Annotated in this window: 17 protein-coding genes; 2 read left to right on the forward strand and 15 right to left on the reverse strand. The window is 60.0% G+C overall.

Annotation, left to right across the window (positions count from 1 at the left end; translation table 11 throughout):
- Positions 1-19: 19 nt before the first annotated feature.
- The 8 genes from aroC to JSO19_RS00755 all read right to left on the reverse strand — a co-directional run bounded on the left by aroC (position 20) and on the right by JSO19_RS00755 (position 8,773).
- Entirely contained in the window at positions 20-1,216 is a 1,197-nt protein-coding gene (aroC, locus tag JSO19_RS00720) for a chorismate synthase (protein ID WP_270909134.1), read from the reverse strand.
- Between the two features lie 5 nt (positions 1,217-1,221).
- The gene (locus JSO19_RS00725; protein ID WP_270909135.1) at positions 1,222-2,034 is read right to left on the reverse strand and encodes a shikimate dehydrogenase family protein; all 813 of its coding nucleotides are present in this window, start codon (positions 2,032-2,034) and stop codon (positions 1,222-1,224) included.
- Positions 2,034-3,122: an endolytic transglycosylase MltG gene (mltG, locus tag JSO19_RS00730; protein ID WP_270909136.1), complete on the reverse strand. Its 1,089-nt coding sequence runs from the start codon at positions 3,120-3,122 to the stop codon at positions 2,034-2,036. Before mltG ends, JSO19_RS00725 begins: the two co-directional genes overlap by 1 nt.
- Positions 3,119-3,598 (reverse strand): Holliday junction resolvase RuvX, encoded by a 480-nt coding sequence (gene ruvX, locus JSO19_RS00735; RefSeq protein ID WP_270909137.1) that lies wholly within the window; start codon positions 3,596-3,598, stop codon positions 3,119-3,121. Before ruvX ends, mltG begins: the two co-directional genes overlap by 4 nt.
- A gap of 5 nt (positions 3,599-3,603) precedes the next feature.
- Positions 3,604-6,261, reverse strand: a complete 2,658-nt coding sequence (gene alaS, locus JSO19_RS00740; RefSeq protein WP_270912076.1) for an alanine--tRNA ligase — start codon at positions 6,259-6,261, stop codon at positions 3,604-3,606.
- A 54-nt stretch (positions 6,262-6,315) separates the two neighbouring features.
- Positions 6,316-6,534: a hypothetical protein gene (locus JSO19_RS00745; RefSeq protein ID WP_270909138.1), complete on the reverse strand. Its 219-nt coding sequence runs from the start codon at positions 6,532-6,534 to the stop codon at positions 6,316-6,318.
- A 129-nt stretch (positions 6,535-6,663) separates the two neighbouring features.
- Positions 6,664-7,293, reverse strand: a complete 630-nt coding sequence (gene rpsD, locus JSO19_RS00750) for a 30S ribosomal protein S4 (protein ID WP_270909139.1) — start codon at positions 7,291-7,293, stop codon at positions 6,664-6,666.
- Between the two features lie 202 nt (positions 7,294-7,495).
- Positions 7,496-8,773 carry a replication-associated recombination protein A gene (locus JSO19_RS00755; protein WP_270912077.1) on the reverse strand — a complete coding sequence of 426 codons (1,278 nt, stop codon included), beginning with the start codon at positions 8,771-8,773 and terminating at the stop codon, positions 7,496-7,498.
- Between the two features lie 155 nt (positions 8,774-8,928).
- Here JSO19_RS00755 and JSO19_RS00760 point away from each other — a divergent pair, with 155 nt between their 5' ends.
- Positions 8,929-10,161 carry a DUF349 domain-containing protein gene (locus tag JSO19_RS00760; RefSeq protein ID WP_270909140.1) on the forward strand — a complete coding sequence of 411 codons (1,233 nt, stop codon included), beginning with the start codon at positions 8,929-8,931 and terminating at the stop codon, positions 10,159-10,161.
- 64 nt (positions 10,162-10,225) lie between these two features.
- Entirely contained in the window at positions 10,226-10,819 is a 594-nt protein-coding gene (locus JSO19_RS00765; protein ID WP_270909141.1) for a hypothetical protein, read from the forward strand.
- Here JSO19_RS00765 and JSO19_RS00770 read toward each other — a convergent pair.
- From JSO19_RS00770 to leuA, 7 genes are all read right to left on the reverse strand, one after another.
- Positions 10,816-13,059 carry a RelA/SpoT family protein gene (locus tag JSO19_RS00770; protein ID WP_270909142.1) on the reverse strand — a complete coding sequence of 748 codons (2,244 nt, stop codon included), beginning with the start codon at positions 13,057-13,059 and terminating at the stop codon, positions 10,816-10,818. The two genes, JSO19_RS00765 and JSO19_RS00770, sit on opposite strands and share 4 nt — an antisense overlap.
- Positions 13,060-13,104: 45 nt before the next feature.
- Entirely contained in the window at positions 13,105-14,115 is a 1,011-nt protein-coding gene (gene secF, locus JSO19_RS00775) for a protein translocase subunit SecF (RefSeq protein ID WP_270909143.1), read from the reverse strand.
- Positions 14,115-15,959: a protein translocase subunit SecD gene (gene secD, locus JSO19_RS00780; RefSeq protein WP_270909144.1), complete on the reverse strand. Its 1,845-nt coding sequence runs from the start codon at positions 15,957-15,959 to the stop codon at positions 14,115-14,117. Before secD ends, secF begins: the two co-directional genes overlap by 1 nt.
- A gap of 33 nt (positions 15,960-15,992) precedes the next feature.
- Positions 15,993-16,409 (reverse strand): preprotein translocase subunit YajC, encoded by a 417-nt coding sequence (locus tag JSO19_RS00785; RefSeq protein ID WP_270909145.1) that lies wholly within the window; start codon positions 16,407-16,409, stop codon positions 15,993-15,995.
- A 70-nt stretch (positions 16,410-16,479) separates the two neighbouring features.
- Positions 16,480-17,478, reverse strand: coding sequence for a Holliday junction branch migration DNA helicase RuvB (gene ruvB, locus JSO19_RS00790; RefSeq protein WP_270909146.1), 999 nt, complete (start codon positions 17,476-17,478; stop codon positions 16,480-16,482).
- A gap of 3 nt (positions 17,479-17,481) precedes the next feature.
- Positions 17,482-18,087: a Holliday junction branch migration protein RuvA gene (gene ruvA, locus JSO19_RS00795; protein ID WP_270909147.1), complete on the reverse strand. Its 606-nt coding sequence runs from the start codon at positions 18,085-18,087 to the stop codon at positions 17,482-17,484.
- Positions 18,088-18,158: 71 nt separating this feature from the next.
- The gene (gene leuA, locus JSO19_RS00800) at positions 18,159-19,907 is read right to left on the reverse strand and encodes a 2-isopropylmalate synthase (RefSeq protein WP_270909148.1); all 1,749 of its coding nucleotides are present in this window, start codon (positions 19,905-19,907) and stop codon (positions 18,159-18,161) included.
- Between the last annotated feature and the right edge of the window lie 69 nt (positions 19,908-19,976).

Below are 19,976 nucleotides of genomic sequence, written 5' to 3' on the forward strand. Positions count from 1 at the left end.
GCACGTCTGCGGGAAGGGCTCACTGTTCCCCTGCCGTGCTGAGTGTCTCGGGAATGTTCGCGAGGTACGCGTCGAGATTGCGCTTCGTCTCGGCAACGCTGTCGCCGCCGAACTTCTCGACCATCGCGTCGGCAAGCGTCAGGGCAACCATCGCCTCGGCCACAACGCCCGCGGCCGGAACCGCACACACGTCGCTGCGCTGGTGGTGGGCCTTCGCCTGCTCACCCGTCGCGATATCGATGGTCGGCAACGCGTGAGGAACCGTTGCGATAGGCTTCATGCCGGCGCGCACCCGAAGGGGCTGACCCGTGGTCATGCCACCCTCGATACCACCGGCGCGATCGGTCTCACGAACGATCTTGCCGTCACGCATGTGCAGCTCATCGTGTGCGACTGAACCGCGGCGACGCGTCGTCTCAAAGCCGTCGCCAAACTCAACGCCCTTAATCGCCTGGATGCCCATGATCGCGGCGGCGAGTTTGCTGTCGATACGGCGATCCCAGTGCACGTACGAGCCGAGCCCAGCCGGCAAGCCGTAAGCGATCACCTCGACGATGCCGCCAACGGTGTCGCCCGACTTCTTCGTCTCGTCGACTTCGGTAACCATCAACGCGCTTGTCGCTTCGTCGAAGCAGCGAAGCGGATCGGCATCGAGTCGATCAACATCGCCCGGGACAGGAAGCGGTGTGCCTGTGGGAACCTGCACGGGCCCAATCGCAACGGTGTGGCTCACGAGCTCGATCCCGAGCTCTCGCAGGAAAGCTTTGGCTACCGCGCCGAGGGCAACCCTCGCGGCAGTCTCTCGAGCGCTGGCGCGCTCAAGCACCGGCCGAGCCTCGTCAAAGCCGTACTTTTGCATACCGACGAGGTCGGCGTGGCCGGGGCGCGGGCGCGTCAGCGCAGCACCACGGCCACGTGACTTCTCAGAGAGCTCGGTCGGTTCGGCGCTCATCACCTCGACCCATTTCGCCCATTCGGTGTTGCCAACGCGAATCGCGATCGGGCCGCCAATGCTTCGGCCCTGCACAACACCGCCCGAGAGCGAGAGTTCGTCCTGTTCAAATTTCATTCGTGAGCCACGGCCATAACCGAGCTTGCGACGCGCAAGGTCATCTCTGAGCTCTTGCATCGTGATGGGCAGCCCAGCGGGCATGCCCTCAAGAACAGCAATCAGTTCGGGTCCGTGTGATTCTCCAGCAGTAAGCCAACGCAGCATGCTCTCTATTCTTCCACAGAACTTGCCACCGCTTCGCGCATAGTGGCAATCACGCGTTCTTCACCCTCGAGCTTGGCGCCTGTCGAACCGCTGACGAAGAGCCGAATCTGCAACACCGCCTGAAAAATGAGCATGTCAATGCCCGGGTAGCGGTCGCTCCCCCGGTCATCCCACACCTTGCTCAGCGGCGACGGCCACGGGTCGTACGCGACGTCGAAGAGCGGCGCCTGAGTTACCGTCTCTGGTAGCACGAGATCAGCGCCTGCGGGGCCCGGAAGCGTGCTGACGACCGCCGTCGGTAGCCACACCGGTTCGTGTCCCAGCGTGCCGGGAACCGCTGCATAGGCCCTACCCAAAGCCTCTGCCGCCTCAGGCCGCCGCGCCATAACCTGCACCTCCGCGGCACCACCGGCGCGAGCAGCGAGCACGGCAGAAACCGCGGTCGCTCCTGCGCCCAGGACGAGCGTGCGTGTGAGGTCAAGCCCGTGCGACTCGAGCGCCATACGCAGGCCTCCCACGTCGGTGTTGGCGCCGATCCACCCCGCTTCGTGCCTCGCGAGCGTGTTGACGACTCCGCTCGCCTGGGCCACGGGGTCAAGCACATCGGCGAGTTCGCGCGCGCGCGTCTTGAGCGGCATCGTGCACGAAAACCCAAGCCAATCGTTGCTGAGTCCAGTCAAGAGTGGTGCGAGCTCGGATTCAGTGCATTCAATGCGCTCGTACTGCCATTCGAGGCCCATCTCTGCGTATGCAGCAGCGTGAATGAGCGGCGACTTTGAGTGAGCAATGGGCGAACCCAGCACCGCGAGCCTGCGCATCAGCACCCGCTATCGGGGGTTTCGCTGCACCACTTGCGATACTTGTCGACGGCCGCCTCGTGGTCTTTCACGTTTGAGGTGAAAGTCGACTCTCCCGTACCGCCCGGTGACACGACAAAGTACAGCCAATCGCCCTCTTCTGGGTTCAGGGTTGCCTCGATCGCGTTGGCGCCTGGGTTGGCGATAGGCCCGACCGGCAGCCCCTTGTGCACGTAGGTGTTCCAGTCGTTATCGTCTTTCAGGGCTTCTTTCGATGACCACACGTTGCCGTCGGCGTGCTCGCCGTAACCGTACTGCGCGGTCGAATCCATTTGCAGGAGCATGTCGGTGTCGAGGCGGTTCGCGATGACCCGTGCGACCTTGCCGAAGTCGCTCGGCGTTCCCGCTTCCTTCTCAACAATCGACGCGGTCGTGAGCACCCGCTGAGCGTCTTCATCGCTCACATCAAACGATGCAAGAACCGACCGCTGCTTTTGCACGAGCGTGTTGATCATGACAAAAGCGTCATCGTCTGGACCAAACTCATAGTTGGCGGGAAACAGCCACCCTTCGAGCGAGGTGACGCCAGCCGGAAGCCCGTACGGAGCGACGTTCTTGGCCGCCTCTTCGAACTCCTCAAGCGGCACCCCGGTGCCGGCTGCGAGGCGTTCAAGCGTCTGGTCAACCGTGAGCCCCTCGCGTAACGCCACCGAACGCTGCATTCGGTTCTCAGGGTCGAGGAGCGCTTCAAGAGCTCCCTCGGCACTCATCTGCTGTTTGAGAGAGTAACTACCGGGAACCAAAACCGTGTCGGCTTTCTCGATCAACAGATCGTAGAAGGCCTCTGAGCTCTTGACCACGTCTGCCTCAGCCAGGGTCTCGGCGATGTCGCCGCCAAGCTCACCCTCGTAAATCGTGATGACGGCCTCGCCGGTTCCTGGTCCCGGGTAATCGTTCTCGACCATGCCAAAGCGTTTGAGCACCGCATCGCCGTAGCTTCCCCAGAGCACGGCCACACCGCTGCCGAGGGCACCGAGCACGACGACAACGACGAGCAGAATGATCCACCCCCGCTTTGCCTTTCGGGGTTTTTCAGCACGATGAGTCATGAGGTGGTTTCCTCCTGTTCGGTGCCGGGAAGCACGGTGCCGGTAGGCTCCCCGCGCAGTCGCTCGGCATCAATAGCGTGTTGCAAGATCACAACGGCTGCGGCCTGGTCGATGACGCCGCGGCCTTTCTTATGGTTTTTACCGGTCGCGTGTAACTGCCCCCAGGCGGTCACGGTCGTAAGCCGCTCGTCGACAAGCCTGACGGCGGTACCGAGAGCGGCAATACGGTGCGCAAAGCCGAGCGCATCATCAGTTGAAGCGGTGTGCTGCCCCTGCATGTTCAGGGGCAGCCCCACGACGCACTCGATAGCCTCGTACTCGGCGATCAGCGCACGAATACGCTCGATATCGGTCGAGCCTTCGAGATCGCGAGCCACCGTTTCAACCGGGGTCGCGAGCATGCCGTGCGCATCGCATTTTGCAACGCCAATGCGCGCTTTTCCGACGTCAATGCCGAGACGAACCCCCACTCGCATCGAGGCTAGGCTCCGCGCAACTGCTCGCGCAGCGCCAGCAGTGCGTCGTCGATCTGCGTCACGTCGGTGCCACCACCTTGAGCGAGGTCGGGCTTGCCGCCACCACCACCGCCAAGAATGCGTGCGCCCGTCTTCACGAGGTCGCCGGCACGAACGCCCGCGTCGCGCGCGCCCTGAGTGGTCGCCGCAATGAGCACCGGTTTGTCAGCGACCTCTGCCGCCAGCACCACGACGGCCGCTTCAGCCTGAACCCGATCACGAATGTCGGTCGCAAGGCCACGCACATCGTCACCCGAGCCAACCGTACCGAGCGAAGCGCTCACGAGTTTGACGTCACCAACGCGCTCTGCCTGCGCGATGAGCTCAGGAATACGCTCACCAAGCTGTGCCGCCTGCAGTTGCGCAATCTTCTTCTCGGCCGTTTTCAGCTGCGCACCGAGCTCTGCAACACGTTGCACGAGGTCAGCGCGAGGCGTCTTCAAGTTGCTGCTGAGCTCTTGCACGATCGCACGCTCTGCGGCAAAGTTCTGGAACGCTTCGAAGCCAACGAGCGACTCGACGCGGCGGTTTGACGCGCCAACCGAGCTCTCTGAGATGAGGTTGATCATGCCGACCTCGGCCGAGTTTGACACGTGCGTTCCTGCACACAGCTCGCGTGACCACGGGCCTCCGATGTCGACAACGCGCACAACATCACCATATTTCTCGGTGCACAGCGCCATCGCCCCGAGCTGTTTCGCATCATCGATCGGCATCTCGCGAGCAACGACCTCATGGTTTGCACGAATCGCAAGGTTTGCGATCTCTTCAATCTCGCTCTTTGCGGTCGTCGAGAGCGCTTCACCGTGCGTAAAGTCGAGGCGCATGTACCCCGCCTTGTTGTAGCTACCGGCCTGGTGCGCGCCATCGCCCAGCACATCGCGTAGCGCGGCGTGAATGATGTGGGTTGCCGAGTGCGCCTGCTGTGCCCCACGTCGGTAAGCCGCGTCAACCTTCGTCACCGCACGATGGTCGACGGCAACGGTGCCAACGCTTACCCGAACGGTGTGCACGACGAGTCCCTGCACGGGCTTTTGTACGTCGAGCACCTCGAGCTCGAAGCCGTCACCAACGATCAGGCCCTGATCAGAATCCTGACCACCCGATTCGGCCCACAGCGTCGTTTCGGCGAGCACAATCTCAGCGATGTCGCCCTCTGAGGCGGCAGCAACCGATTGCCCGTCAACGAGCACGCCGAGCACGCGCGACTCGTGTTCAAACTCGTCGTAACCGAGGAAGGTCGTTTCACCAAGCGCCCTGAGTGTCTTGTACACCCCGAGGTCGGCCCGCTGCCCCTTCTTCGCAAGCGCGTCGGCCTTCGCACGGTCGCGCTGCACCTGCATGAGGGTCGTAAAGCCAGCCTGGTCGACCTCGATGCCGGCCTCTTCGGCAATCTCGAGCGTCAGTTCGATTGGGAAACCGTGGGTGTCATGCAGCATGAAGGCGGTGTTGCCTGGGAGCGTCTCTTTCGCTGAACGCGCCTCGGTAACCGCGTCATCGAGAATGGCAATGCCAGACGAGAGCGTACGCAAGAACGTCGCCTCCTCGTTCAGCGCCGCGCGCTCGATGAACGAATAGTTCTCGGTGAGCTCTGGGTAAGCCTCACGCATTGCCTCATATGAGGCCGCAAACAGTTTTTTAAACGTGGGGTCAGAAACACCGAGCAGACGCAGCGAGAGGATCGCGCGGCGAAGAAGCCTGCGCAGAATGTAGCCGCGACCCTCGTTTGAGGGTGTCACCCCGTCGCCAATAAGCATGAGTCCCGAACGAATGTGGTCGGCGATCACGCGCATACGCACATCATCGACGTCATTATCGCCGTAAGCCTTACCCGAAAGCTCTGCGGTGAGGTCGAGCACCGGGCGCACCTGGTCGATCTCATACATATTCTCGACGCCCTGTTTAATGAAGGCGATGCGTTCGAGGCCCATGCCGGTGTCGATGTTCTTTTTGGGCAGCTCGCCCTCGATCGTGAACTCGGTCTTCGACTTCACATCGGTGACCGAGTACTGCATGAACACGAGGTTCCAGATCTCAACGTAGCGGTCGTCATCGGTCGCCGGGCCGCCATCAATGCCGTACTCGGGGCCGAGGTCGAAGAAAATCTCAGAGCAGGGACCGGCCGGACCAGGCTGGCCAGTTGACCAGTAGTTGGTGTCTTTGCCGAGGCGCTGGATGCGCTCGTCGGGCAGACCCGCGATCTCGCTCCACAGACGATACGCCTCGTCGTCGTCTTCGTAAACCGTAACCCAGAGGTCGGCCGGGTCGAAGCCGAGACCGCCCTCTGCTTCACTCGTTGTGAGCAGGTCCCAGGCAAAAGTGATCGCGCCCTCTTTGAAGTAGTCGCCAAACGAGAAGTTGCCGCACATCTGGAAGAAGGTTCCGTGCCGAGGGGTCTTGCCGACCTCTTCGATATCGTTCGTGCGAATGCACTTCTGCACGCTTGTCGCCCGAACGTAGGGCGAGGGAACCATGCCCGAGAGGTAGGGCACGAAGGGCACCATGCCCGCGACGGTAAACATGAGCGTCGGGTCTTCACTCACAAGTGAGGCCGAAGGCACGACCGTGTGCCCACGTTGCTCAAAAAAAGAAAGCCACCGTCGACGAATTTCGGCGGTGCTCATTCCCGTTGCTGCAGAGTTCTTAGTCATTCGACCATTATCCCACAGCCGGGTGCCTCATTCAGCCTTGTCTCTGAGCTTCTTCAAAGCCTCTTCAACATCTTCGAGCAGGGCTTCGCCGCCCTGGCGGTAGCCGTCTTGCATGGCGCCGTTGAATTCACGAGCGCCCTGGCCGATACGGTCGAAAAATTTTCGCCCCTCGGGCGTCTGATTCACAAAGTGAGCGGCAACAAAACCAATACCGACCCCAGTAATGAGCCAAGTCAATTTACGCATGTTCATTCCTTTGCACTACCGATGCGTGGTCATACCCCACTCTACGCGGTGCGGTATGCCCGAGGTGAAGTATGTAAACACACAGGGGCACCACCCAATGGGTGATGCCCCTGTGCTGAAGCGTGATGCTTAGCGGCCTGAGTAGAACTCAACCACGAGCTGAACTTCACAGGTCACGGGAACCTCTGCGCGCTTCGGACGGCTCACGAGGCGTGCCTGGAGCTTGTCGAGGTCAACCTCGAGGTAGCCGGGTACTGCGGGAAGCACGTCGGTGTGACCGCCGGCTGCAGCAACCTGGAAAGGCTCGGTGCCCTCTGAGCGCTCCTTGACGTGGATGAGCTGACCTGGCTTCACGCGGAATGAAGGGCGGTCAACGATCTTGCCGTCAACGAGAATGTGGCGGTGAGTCACGAACTGACGAGCCTGTGCCGTCGTGCGTGCGAAGCCTGCGCGAAGCACGAGTGCGTCAAGGCGCATCTCGAGGAGCTCAACGAGGTTCTCACCCGTCAGGCCGTCCTGGCGACGTGCTTCGTTGAAGGCAATAACGAGCTGCTTCTCACGAATGCCGTACTGTGCGCGAAGACGCTGCTTCTCGCGCAGACGAACGGCGTAGTCACTGTCGCTCTTACGCTTGGTGCGGCCGTGCTGGCCGGGACCGTAGGGGCGACGCTCGAGGTACTTTGCCGCCTTAGGAGTAAGGGGGATACCCAGCGAGCGTGAAAGACGCGTCTGTGAACGCGTACGTGAAGTGGTTGACACGTGTCATCCTTTCGGGTTAGTGCTTTGTGTAAATACGGAGCGTGCGGTTGCAGCTTCGTGTTCTCCTCGGCCACGCCGTGCCCGCATTTGCGAGAAATGCACGCGACACGACAAACCATTTCGGTGAGGGAACGACCGTTCGCAGTAACCCTGAAGGGCGCCTGTCAATAATGGCCACAGATCAGCATACCAGAATTCCGAGTTACGCACGCTCTCCACGGGTGATTCGCCGTATTTTGTCGAGCCGCTCAGTGATCTCACGCTCGTTCCCCAACCCCCGTGGGTCGTAGTAACGTTTGCCGCGAAGCGGCTCAGGTAGATACTCCTGCTCGAGCACACCGCGGGGGTCGTCATGCGGGTACCGATAGCCTTTGCCATGCCCCAGAGCTTTTGCCCCTTTATAGTGGGCGTCGCGAAGATGCTTGGGAACCGTGCCGATCTTTCCTTTTCGCACATCGGCCAGCGCATCATCAATTGCCACGCAAGCCGCGTTCGACTTCGGCGCAGTAGCGATGTAAATCGTCGCCTCTGCGAGCGGAATACGCGCTTCTGGCATGCCAATGAACTGCACGGCGTCAGCAGCTGCTGTCGCAATCACCAGCGCCTGCGGATCGGCCATGCCCACATCTTCTGCCGAGTGAACAATGAGCCGTCGCGCGATAAAGCGGGCGTCTTCCCCGGCCTCAATCATGCGGGCAAGATAGTGAATAGCGGCGTCGGGGTCAGAGCCCCGCAGCGACTTAATGAAAGCGCTAATCACGTCATAGTGCTCATCGCCGTTACGGTCGTACCGCAAGAGCGCACGATCCATCGCTTCGGCAACGAGTTCTGCCGTGACGACAGAGGGGCCTTCACGCTGCAGCGCAAGCGCGGCCGTCGCTTCAAGACCCGTCAGGGTTCGCCTCGCATCGCCTGACGCAAACTGCACGAGTGCGCGAGCTGCGTCTGCCTCGACGGTAATTGAGCCGCCATAGCCACGGTCGTCGTTCACAGCCCGCTCAATGAGCAAGTAGAGGTCATCGTCAGAGAGTGGTTGGAGCGTTAACAGCAACGACCTCGAAAGCAAGGGGCTAATCACCGAGAAGGAGGGATTCTCTGTTGTCGCCGCGACAAGTGTCACCCACCCGTTTTCAACGCCGGGAAGCAGCGCATCTTGCTGCGCCTTGGTGAAGCGATGAATCTCATCGAGAAAAAGCACGGTAGCGATATCGAACAGGTCACGGTCGTTCAGTGCCTGTTCCATCACGACTCGAACGTCTTTCACTCCTGCGTTAATGGCCGAGAGCTCAACAAACTTGCGGCCGCTTGAGTGCGCAAGCGCCTGTGCGATCGTGGTTTTTCCGGTGCCTGGCGGCCCCCACAGAATGACCGAAATCGCGCCCTGCTGACCACTGTCGCCATCGGCAAGAAGCCGAAGCGGCGAGCCAGCCCTCAGCAAATGCTGCTGACCCACGACCTCGTCGAGAGAGGTTGGGCGCATGCGCACAGCGAGCGGCGCCGTCTGGGCGGCCGGGCTCAGCGAATGATTCGTCACAGTACTTATGGTAGCCACACCCTCTGACAAGATGCGTGAGAACGGCAGGAGTTAGCTATAGTAGAGACTTGATGGAACAATCTGCCTCGAATGGTGAAACTGTGAACGAATCAACTAACGCGAATCAATGGGGTCGCGTCGACGAAACGAATACCGTAACTGTGCGTGACGGCGACACAGAACGGGTGGTCGGCCAGTACCCAGACGGCACGGCTGAGGAGGCGATGGCCTACTTCGTGCGCAAGTTCGATGACCTTGAAGGGCAGATTCACCTGCTTGAACAGCGCATCAACACTGGCAGCGCCGGCCTCGACATTTCACAGAGTGTCGCAAGCCTGAGCGAACTCGTCAAAGAGCCAGCCGCGGTTGGCGACCTGCAGTCACTGCGTGACCGCGTCGCCAAGCTTCAGGAGCGTGCTGAAGAGTACGCCAAGAAGCAGCGCGAAGAGCGTGCCGCCCTCAAACAGGAGGCGCTCGCAGAGCGCGAGGCAATTGTCGTCGAAGCAGAGCGCATCGCCGCTCAGCCCGAAGACCAGGTTCGTTGGAAAGACTCCGGCAAGCTCATGGAGCAGCTCTTCACGAACTGGCAGAATGCCCAACGTCAGGGCCCACAGATCAATAAGGCCGACGCCGATGCACTGTGGAAGCGTTTCCGCACCGCACGCACGAGCTTCGATGCTGCCCGCCGCCGCTTCTTCTCGCAGATGGATGCGACGAATAAGCAGGTGAAGCACCGTAAAGAGCAGCTCATTACCGCCGCTGAGGCTCTCGCCCCCAAAGGTTCAGACGGGATCCCGCAGTATCGCGCGTTGCTTGATGACTGGAAGGCAGCTGGCCGCGCAAGCCGCAAGGTTGACGATCAGCTCTGGGCCAGGTTCAAGGCCGCTGGCGATGTACTCTACAACGCGAAAGCCGAAGAAGTCGCTCTCGAAAACGTCGAGTACGAGGCAAACCTCGAAGCAAAGCGCGCCATCCTCGAAGAGGCAGAACCGATCCTCAAGGTCTCTGACCACGAAAAGGCACGCAAGCTCATCACCGACATCCAGATCAAATGGGACGAGGTTGGCCGCGTTCCCCGCGAGGCACTTCGCGAAATCGAAGGCCGTCTTCGCACGGTTGAAGATCACGTGCGCAAGCTCGAGAACGATCACTGGGAAGCAACAAACCCAGAGACGATCGCTCGCAGCGAGGGGCTGAAGGGCCAGCTCGAGGCCTCAATCGCTGAGTTGAACGAAGAGATCAAGGCTGCCGAGGCAGCAGGTAACGCAAAGAAGGCAGCTCAGGCCGCTGAAAAACTCGCCACGCAGGAGTCGTGGCTCAAGGCACTCGGCTAGGAGTTACCCACACTTCTCGAGGGAGGGATGGCATTCACCGCTTGTTTCACGACAGGCTGGTGCGATGCTTACCCCTCCCGCTTTTTCATCGCTCCCACCCTCAATCATCTCCGCTGAGCTACGACGAGGCTCACTCGTTCGCTGCGGGCCTGGCGTGCGAGGCATCGGATGGCCCGACAACGCCGTCGTTCGCGCGAGTACGCTCCTTCCCCCTGGCGCCGGCGACCATGAGCTCGCCGTTGCCGCGTACAGCGCCGCGTGGGTGTGGGGTGCCGAGTGGCAGAAAGGCCAGCCAACGCTCTATTCAACACTGAACGGTATGCGCTTTCTCCGCCGTATCGGTGCCCCGGTTCGTGTGCGAGAGTACGACATTGACCGTTCACACACGGTTATGCTCGCCGGTGTGCGCGTCACGTCTCCCCCACGCACGGTGTATGACCTGCTCTACCTCGACGAAGATGAGTACGAACGTTTCGGGGTCAGCTCGCTCCGCTCATTGCTTGAGCGGGAAGCACGCTTGCCCAAGGACATCGCAACCAGGTACCACGAGCGTAATCGCCCTTACCGTCGAAGGGCAGAGGCCCGGCTCGCCGAGGTGCGTCGCTGCGTGATCCGCCCCGCATCACTGCATCGCCTGGACGACGCTACCGAAAGTTAGCCGGTGACCCTGTACACATCGTAGACACCCTCTATGCGCCGCACGGCTCCCAGCACGTGATCGAGGTGCGTTGTATTTGCCATCTCGAAGGCAAAGGTGCTGATCGCGAGTCGCGCGCTCGAGGTGTTCAGATTCGCCGAGAGAATATTGACGTGGTACTCAGACAGCACTCGAGTGATATCAGAGAGCAGGCCCGAGCGGTCGAGTGCCTCTACTTGGATTTGGACGAGAAATAAGCTTTTCGAGGTTGGTGCCCATTCCACCTCCACGAGCCGTTCGGTCTGCTCGGCGAGAGCGGCATAGTTCGTGCACCTGGTCTGGTGCACCGAGATGCCCTGCCCCTTCGTAATGAAGCCCATAATATCGTCGCCAGGAACCGGGGTACAACACTTCGCGAGCTTCACCAGAACGTCGCTCGTGCCCTTCACGATGACACCTGAGTTGCTCGTCTGGCGCTTTGCGGGCTGCTGAGCGCCAATCGCTGGCGCCTCAATCAGCGGGCTGTGGTCGGTGCCCTCTTGTTCGGCGATGATGGTGATGATCTTTTCGACCACCGACTGCGGTGAGACGTGCCCCTCGCCCACCGCGGCGTAGAGCGCTGAGACATCTGAGTAGTGCAGCTGCAACCCAACATCTTGGACCGCATCTGAATTGAGCAGCTTCTGCAGCGGCAATTTCTGTTTCCGCATTTCTCGGGTGATGGCTTCTTTACCGTGCTCAACGGCGCCCTCACGGCGTTCCTTGGTGAACCACTGCTTAATCTTGCTCTGAGCGCGCTTGCTCTTCACAAAGTTCAACCAGTCCTGGCTCGGTCCGGCATCGGGGTCTTTCGAGGTGAACACCTCGACCACGTCGCCATTGTGCAGTTCGGTTTCGAGCGGCAGGAGACGACCGTTGACCCGCGCGCCCATGGTGCGGTGGCCAACCTCGGTGTGCACAGCGTAGGCGAAGTCGACGGTTGTACCCCCTGCAGGGAGGCCAATGACTCTTCCCTTCGGCGTAAAGACGTAGACCTCTTTCGCGCCTATTTCAAAGCGGAGCGCATCAAGGAATTCGCCTGGGTCTTCGGTCTCAGCCTGCCAGTCGGTAATGTGCTCGAGCCAAGCCATGTCTGCCGAGACAGACTGCCCGTTCTCTGTGTTGCCCTGCTTGTACTTCCAGTGGGCCGCAACGCCGTACTCTGCACGCTGGTGCATTTCGTGCGTACGAATTTGAATCTCGACCGCTCGGCCGTCTGGGCCGATCACCGTTGTGTGGAGTGACTGGTAAAGGTTGAATTTCGGCGAGGCGATGTAGTCTTTGAAACGACCAGGAATCGGGGTCCAGCGTGCATGAACCGCTCCCAGCACCGCATAGCAGTCGCGAATGGAGTTTGCGAGAATTCGAATGCCCACGAGATCGTAGATGTCGTCAAACTCTCGACCTCGAACGATCATCTTTTGGTAAATCGAATAGAGTTCTTTGGGACGGCCAGTCACCTCGACCTTGACCTTCGCCTCGCGCATGTCTGATTCGATCGTGCCAATCACCTTTTGCACGAGCTTTTCACGCTCGGGGTTGCGCTGGTTCACGAGGTTTTGAATCTCGCCATAGAGCTTTGGCTTGAGCACGGCGAACGAGAGATCTTCGAGTTCGGTCTTCATCGACTGAATACCGAGTCGGTGCGCAAGCGGCGCGTAAATCTCCAGGGTTTCTGCTGCTTTGCGCTTGGCAGAGTCGGGGTTGACAAAGCCCCAGGTACGCGCATTGTGCAGACGGTCGGCAAGCTTGATGACGAGAACGCGAATGTCTTTCGACATCGCGATGATCATCTTGCGCACGGTTTCGGCCTGGGCACTGTCGCCGTACTTCACCTTGTCGAGCTTTGTCACGCCGTCAACGAGCATCGCGATTTCCTCGCCGAAGTCTTCGGTGAGAGTTTCAAGGGAGTAATCGGTGTCTTCGACCGTGTCGTGCAGCAGCGCCGCGGCGATAGCTACCGGAGCAACGCCGAGCTCAGCGAGAATCTGGGCGACTGCTACGGGGTGCGTAATGTACGGTTCGCCGCTTCTACGCACCTGGTCACGGTGCCACCTCTCGGCGACCTCGTACGCTCGTTCAATGAGCGCGAGGTCGCCGCGAGGGTGGTTTGCTTTGACGGTGCGTACGAGCTGATCAACAGCATCGGGCGTGGTTGAGCGAGAAAAGAGCTTCGGCATCAACCGACGAAGCGATGAACTGTTGATATTTGTATCAGCCATGGCACCTCCACCTTATGAAGGAATCGTACGCCACATGTGCCCCGATTACGCAATCGAGGCTGAGGTTGCCTCTCGTTCGCGCGTTTTGCGCACCGCATCGTCATGCTTGACAATGCCCTCTTCCTTTTCACGCAGCTGCGCATAGACCGGAGCTGCAATGAAGATGGTCGAGTACGCGCCAACAAAAATACCGATGAAGAGCGCGAGGGTGATGTCACGAAGGGTGCCAGCACCCAGCATCATTGCACCGATAAAGAGGATCGAGCCGACAGGAAGCAGCGCTACGACCGAGGTGTTGATCGAGCGAACGAGTGTCTGGTTCACGGCAAGGTTTACCGACTCACCGAAGGTGCGCTGGGAGGTAAACATACTCGTGTCAGTGTTCTCACGAATCTTGTCGAAGACCACAACGGTGTCATAGAGCGAGTACCCGAGAATGGTCAGGAACCCGATCATCGCGGCTGGAGTGATCTCGAACCCAGCGGCGCCATACACGGCAGCGGTAATCACGAGGTCGTGGAAGAGCGCGACAAGAGCCGCAAGAGCCATCTTCCACGTTCTAAAGTAGAGCGCCATGACGAGCCCTGCGAACAGGATGAAGACGATGAGCGCCTTGAGCGCAGACTTGGTGATGTCCTGCCCCCACGTCGCACCAATGTACGACGAGGTCACGGCGCTCTCTTCAATATCGAAGGCTTCAGCGAGTTGCACGCCGATTTCACGTGACTGTTTCTCATCGAGCTGTTCAGTCTGCAACCGAACCGTGTTCTGGCCGAGGGTCGTCACACGAGGCACCGAACCAGGCAGCACATCGGTCACGACGTCGGTCGCCACCTGAATGTCGCTCTGGCTCACCTTGTCGGTGTGCACCTGGAACTCGCTACCGCCCGTGAATTCAATACCGAAGCTGAAACCACCTCGCAGGAGGGTACCCAGCAACGCGAGAACGATGACGAGCGTTGAAAGAAGATACCAGCGCCCGCGGCGCCCAACGAAGTTTACCGAGCGGTCGCCTGTGTAGAGATCGTTACCAAGCTTTGCAAATCCACCGGCCATTAGTTTGCTCCCTGATTCTCAGTAGCCTTACGTTCAGCAATCGTCTGGCGACGTTCTGCTTCTTTACGGCTCTTCTGGTTTTTGCGCCCTGCCTTCGACTCGTCGACGACGGGGGCTTGGAACTGTGCCCGGCCGCGGTACACAGCGCCGAGCTGGCGTGGATCGAGGCCTGAGAGCGGGTGTCCTTCGCTGTAGAACTTCGTACGTGCGAGCAAGACGAGCAGTGGGTGCGTAAAGAGCGTCACGACAAGCACGTCGACGAGGGTCGTGAGACCGAGCGTAAACGCAAAGCCCTGCACGTTGCCAACAGCAAGAACGAAGAGAATGATTGCCGCAAGCAAGTTAATACCGTCTGAGGCAAGAATCGTGCGGATTGCACGCTTCCACCCAGCGTCGACCGCTGCCGTAATGTGTCGTCCGTCTCGCAGCTCGTCTCGAATTCGCTCGAAGTAAACGATAAAGGAGTCGGCAGTGAAGCCAACGGCCACCATGACACCAGCGATGCCCGCGAGTGAGAGTCGGTACCCGTGCTGCCATGACATGTAGATCAACAGCAGATAGGTGATAAAGCCCGCCATGATGAGCGACATCACGGTCACGCTGCCGAGCACGCGGTACTGGAACAGCGAGTAGATCATCACGAGAATGAAGCCAATAAGCCCCGTGATGAGGCCCCACTTCAGCTGGCTGTCACCAAGCGTCGCCGAGATGTCCTGCTGGCTCTGCACTTCAAACCCGATGGGCAGTGCGCCGAACTTCAGCTGATCGGCGAGGGCCTGAGCGGCTTCCTGCGTGTAGTCGCCGGTGATCGATGGTCGACCATCAAGAATCGTTCCCTGCATTGAAGGTGCGATGAGCACCGCGCCGTCGAGCACGAATGCGAACTGGTCAAGAGGTTCCTGCCCCTTGAGCCCGAAGAGCCTCGTGCTCATCTGGCCAAAGAGCTTTGAGCCGGTCTCGTCGAGCTTCAGCTGAACAGCCCAGCTGCCAATCACGGCGCCGTTGCTGTCAGTTGCCTGAGCCGCGCTTGCGTCGAGAATCGACTCGCCGCCCAGCACGTTACCCTTGTCGTCCTGCTCGACCGGGCTCAAGATGTACTTGACCGTATTCGTTGTATCGCAGGTAATCAGCGGACGATCAAGAGGAGCTGCGCTTGCCTTGTCGTGTGAGTCAGTGGTGCACTGGTAATCGTTGAACTCGTTGAAGAGCGCCTCGGTTACCCATGCGCTATCGCTGGGGTCAGTCGGCAGCGGATCGGGGTACAGATCTCCCGTATCTTCTGCTTCAGCACCATCCTTCTCATCTGCCGCTTCGCCTTCTTCTGGCTTCGTGTCAGACTCATCGGTCTTTTCGGCAGCTTCATCAGTACCGGCAACCTCAGGAGCGCCTGCTCCTTCTTCGCCCTCGGCGGTTGCGTCTTCGCCTTCCTGGGCGCCGTCGCTCGAGAGTGCGGGGCCGTAGTACAGCACCGCACGCATGTCCATCTTTGCCGATGCCTCAATGCGCTTGAGCGTTGCTTCGTCGGCCTTACCCGGAATCGAGACGACGATGTTCTGGTTGCCCTGCGTCGTGATTTCCGCCTCGGTCACGCCATTGGCGTTGACGCGTTGACGAATGATCGACACAGCTTGATTCAGTTGCTCACCGGTGACTTGCGAGCCGTCGGTTTGTTTTGGAGCGAGAAGTACCTGTGTACCGCCCTGTAGGTCAAGCGCGAGCTTTGGCGCTAACCCTGTCCCCCCACGGAACACTCCGATACCAATCACGCTTATGAGCGCAATAATAATGACAGCGAGGGCGAGTAATGATTTACGCGCCTTTCGCACCGACGGTGATGATGCCACAGCGGATTCTTTCTCTAGAAAAAGGTGACGAGCTTACTTTTCGTCAGACTTGGGCGACTCAGGTCCCTCTGGAAATTCGGGAACATCAGGGGTCGCCGGGAAGTCAGTGGTCTCTTCGATGGTTGCCTCGGGTGAAGCGAGTGACTCGCCGAAGGCTGGGTCATCGTCGGGAGCGAGCGATGACTCTTCTTCGTCAACCGTCTCAACCTCAACCGGGGTGATGATCTGCCCGATAGCGTTACGGTGAACAATCATCGTGGTGTCACCCGTCTGAATAACGGCGCGATTCTCATCGACCTCATCGAATTTCACAAAGGTTCCGTAGATACCGGTCTGAAGCATAACTTCTGCCCCGGCGACAAGCCCCTGCTGCATTGCAGCGGCCTGCTCGCGGCGCTTACGGCCGTTGCGTACCATCATGATCACGAGCAAGCCGATGAGGGCAAGCATGATTAGACTCATTGGATCCATACTGTGTTCAACTTTCTTCTCAAGCCTTTTACGAGCAAACTCTCTCAGCTTACATGGTTGTCGGCTTTGTGACGCCGAGGTAATCCCAAGCTTTCTGCGCTGCGACCCTACCCCGAGGGGTGCGAAGCACGAAGCCTTCACGCACGAGGAAGGGTTCAACCACCGATTCAATGGTCTCCGCTTCCTCTCCCAGCGACGTCGCGAGCGATTCGACGCCAACGGGCCCGCCCCCGAAACGCTCGACAAGAACGAAGAGCACATCGCGGTCAAGGCGGTCAAGGCCTGCCTCGTCGACGTCATACAGCGCGAGCGCTTCGCGTACCGTGTCAAGGTCGCCGTGGTTGTCGTGCACGAGTGCGTAGTCGCGCACCCGCCGAAGCAACCGGTTCGCGATACGCGGCGTGCCCCGCGAACGCCTCGCGATCTCAGCGATCGAGGGCCCCTCGAGGCCGAAGTCGAGCAGTCTCGCCGTGCGGGACACCACCTGCGCCAGCTCGTCGTGATCGTAGAACTCAAAGTGCGCCGTGAAGCCAAACCGATCGCGCAGCGGGTTCGGCAGCATGCCCGACCTTGTCGTGGCTCCCACGAGTGTGAACGGTGAAAGATCAAGTGCGATTGAGCTGGCGCCGGCCCCCTTACCGACCATGATGTCGATGCGAAAGTCTTCCATCGCGAGGTAGAGCATCTCTTCGGCGTTGCGTGAAAGCCGATGAATCTCGTCGATGAAGAGTACGTCGCCGGGCTGCAATCCGGAAAGGATCGCAGCGAGATCACCCGCGTGTTGAATCGCGGGGCCAGAAGTCTGGTGAAGCTGCGCGTCGAGTTCATGCGCAACAATCATCGAGAGGGTCGTTTTACCGAGCCCAGGAGGCCCCGCGAGCAGGATGTGCTCGGGAGTGCGCTGTTGCATCTGCGCTGCACTCAGCAGCAAACTCAGCTGTTTGCGCAGCTTGGCCTGGCCAATAAATTCGCCGAGGCGCGAGGGGCGAAGCGCGCCCTCAAAATTCAGTTCACCGTGCTCGAGCCCGGCAGAGAGTTCGCCACTCACGCTTTACTTCCCTCCCGACTGGAGAATAAGCAAAGCAACTCGCATGAGCCTCGCCGCGTCTCCAGGTGCACCTGCTTCGAGCGCCTGCAACACCGCGGCACTCGCCTGCTGCTCGTTCCAGCCAAGCCCCTGGAGGCCAAGAATCACCTGAGCACGGTCGTCAGAAGGCTTCTCGGCAGTGGGCGCAACGGCAGACGCGGGCTGAGGCAGGTGATCGAGCTTGCCCGCGAGTGAAACGATGAGAAGCTTCGAGGTTTTGGGCCCGATGCCCGGTGCCTGGCGAAACGCCTTATCGTCTTCGGCGATCACGGCGGCGGCAATGTCGCCCGGGCTCATCGCCGAGAGCACGCCAAGCGCCGACTTCGGGCCGACACCCGACACGGTAATCATGTGTTCGAAAACCTCGATCTCTTCGAGGGTCTCAAACCCAAACAGCGTCATGGCGTCTTCGCGAACGATGAGCGAGGTGTGCAAGAATACCTCCCCCGCGCCGAGCCGTGGGGCCCGAGCGCCCGAGGGCACCTCGACACGCATGCCGACCCCACCCACCTCAATGATGAGAAAGTTTGCTCCTTGACGAAGCAGCTGACCTCTGACTGATGCAATCACAGTTCAACTGTAAACGCTTCGCCTTGCGTTTCGCGCGTGCCACTCGGGTGATTCGAATAAATTTTCGAATACTAGGCGGTAACGACTACCTTGTTGCGCTCGGCACGGTTCATAGCGCTGACGATTGCCTTCAGGCTTGCACGGCTCGTATCGGCGTCAATACCGACGCCCCAGAGCTGTACCCCGTCAACGTCGAGGTGTACGTAAGCGGCAGCCTTGGCGTCGCCGCCCTCGCTCATGGCGTGCTCGACGTAATCGAACACCTTCACCTCGTTGCCGTCGTCGTTTATTCCGTTTATGAACGCGTCAACCGGGCCATTGCCGCGTGAGGTGAGCGTGCGCTCTGCCTGCTCGTCGCGGTACGTTACCGTGAGCTCGGTCACGCCGTCGCCTTCGCTCTTCGACTTGGTCGAGAAGATCTCGTAGCGGCCCCAGCGCTCGGCTGGCTCGGCCGACGGCAGGTATTCGTCCTGGAAGATCCGCCAGATTTCTTCGCTCGTCACCTCGCCGCCCTCTGAATCGGTGACGCTTTGCACCACGCCGCTGAATTCGATTTGCAGGCGACGCGGCAGATCGAGCGAGTGATCGTTCTTGAGCAGGTACGAGACACCACCCTTGCCCGACTGCGAATTGACGCGGATCACCGCCTCGTAGCTACGGCCGAGGTCGCGCGGGTCAACGGGCAAGTATGGAACGGCCCACTCGATGTCGTTGACATCGACGCCGGCTTTTGCGGCGTCTTGCTGCATGCGTTCGAAGCCCTTTTTAATCGCATCCTGGTGTGAGCCAGAGAACGCGGTGTACACGAGGTCGCCCGCCCAGGGGCTGCGCTCGGGAACCTTGAGCTGGTTGCAGTACTCGGCGACGCGGCGAATCTCGTCGAGGCGCGAGAAGTCAATTTCAGGGTCGATACCCTGGGTGAACATGTTGATGCCGAGCGCGACGAGGTCGACGTTGCCGGTGCGCTCACCGTTGCCGAAGAGGCAGCCTTCGATGCGGTCAGCGCCCGCCATATACCCGAGCTCTGCCGCCGCAACACCCGTGCCACGGTCGTTGTGAGGGTGCAGCGAGAGAATAACGTTCTCGCGGTGGTTGAGGTGGCGGCTCATCCACTCGATCGAATCGGCGTAGACGTTCGGGGTCGCCATCTCTACCGTCGCCGGAAGGTTAATGATGACCTTGCGTTCTGCCGTTGGCTTGAAGATTTCGAGCACGTCGTTGCACACCTCAACCGCGTACTCGAGCTCGGTACCGGTGTACGACTCTGGCGAGTACTCGTAGTAGATGTCAGTTTCTGGGCAGATCGACTCGGCCTGGATGCACAGCCTTGCGCCCTCGAGCGCAATCTGCTTGATGCCCTCACGGTCCTGACGGAATACGACGTCGCGCTGCAAAATGCTGGTCGAGTTGTAGAGGTGCACGATCGCTTGCTTGGCTCCGCGCAGCGATTCGTACGTTCGGGTGATGAGGTGTTCGCGTGCCTGGGTGAGTACCTGAATGGTCACGTCATCGGGAATGGCGTTCTCTTCGATGAGGTGACGCACGAAGTCAAAGTCGGTCTGGCTCGCCGACGGAAAACCAACCTCGATCTCTTTGTACCCCATCTCAACGAGCAGATCGAACATGATGCGCTTGCGCTCTGGGCTCATCGGGTCAATGAGGGCCTGATTACCGTCACGCAGGTCAACCGCACACCAGCGAGGAGCCTTCGTGATCTGCTTCGTGGGCCAGGTGCGATCGGGCAGATCGACCTTGATGATCTCGTGGTACGGACGGTAGCGGTGAGCTGGCATACCTGATGGCTGTTGAGTGTTTTTCATGGTCTTACGTTCTTTCTTCTTGCGACGGTCCAGCCAAGCACAAACACCGCGACGAGGAAGGCTAGTGAA

The organism is Leucobacter sp. UCMA 4100 (genome assembly GCF_027853335.1).
Lineage (GTDB): Bacteria > Actinomycetota > Actinomycetes > Actinomycetales > Microbacteriaceae > Leucobacter_A.

Coding starts and splice junctions, on each gene's coding strand:
- JSO19_RS00725 (WP_270909135.1), bottom strand. CDS start 2,034: ATGCGCAGGCTCGCGGTGCTGGGTTCGCCCATTGCTCACTCAAAGTCG.
- aroC (WP_270909134.1), bottom strand. CDS start 1,216: ATGCTGCGTTGGCTTACTGCTGGAGAATCACACGGACCCGAACTGATT.
- secF (WP_270909143.1), bottom strand. CDS start 14,115: ATGGCCGGTGGATTTGCAAAGCTTGGTAACGATCTCTACACAGGCGAC.
- mltG (WP_270909136.1), bottom strand. CDS start 3,122: ATGACTCATCGTGCTGAAAAACCCCGAAAGGCAAAGCGGGGGTGGATC.
- JSO19_RS00765 (WP_270909141.1), top strand. CDS start 10,226: ATGCTTACCCCTCCCGCTTTTTCATCGCTCCCACCCTCAATCATCTCC.
- ruvX (WP_270909137.1), bottom strand. CDS start 3,598: ATGCGAGTGGGGGTTCGTCTCGGCATTGACGTCGGAAAAGCGCGCATT.
- JSO19_RS00785 (WP_270909145.1), bottom strand. CDS start 16,409: ATGCTTGCCCTCATCGGCTTGCTCGTGATCATGATGGTACGCAACGGC.
- alaS (WP_270912076.1), bottom strand. CDS start 6,261: ATGAGCACCGCCGAAATTCGTCGACGGTGGCTTTCTTTTTTTGAGCAA.
- JSO19_RS00745 (WP_270909138.1), bottom strand. CDS start 6,534: ATGCGTAAATTGACTTGGCTCATTACTGGGGTCGGTATTGGTTTTGTT.
- JSO19_RS00755 (WP_270912077.1), bottom strand. CDS start 8,773: ATGCGCCCAACCTCTCTCGACGAGGTCGTGGGTCAGCAGCATTTGCTG.
- JSO19_RS00770 (WP_270909142.1), bottom strand. CDS start 13,059: ATGGCTGATACAAATATCAACAGTTCATCGCTTCGTCGGTTGATGCCG.
- leuA (WP_270909148.1), bottom strand. CDS start 19,907: ATGAAAAACACTCAACAGCCATCAGGTATGCCAGCTCACCGCTACCGT.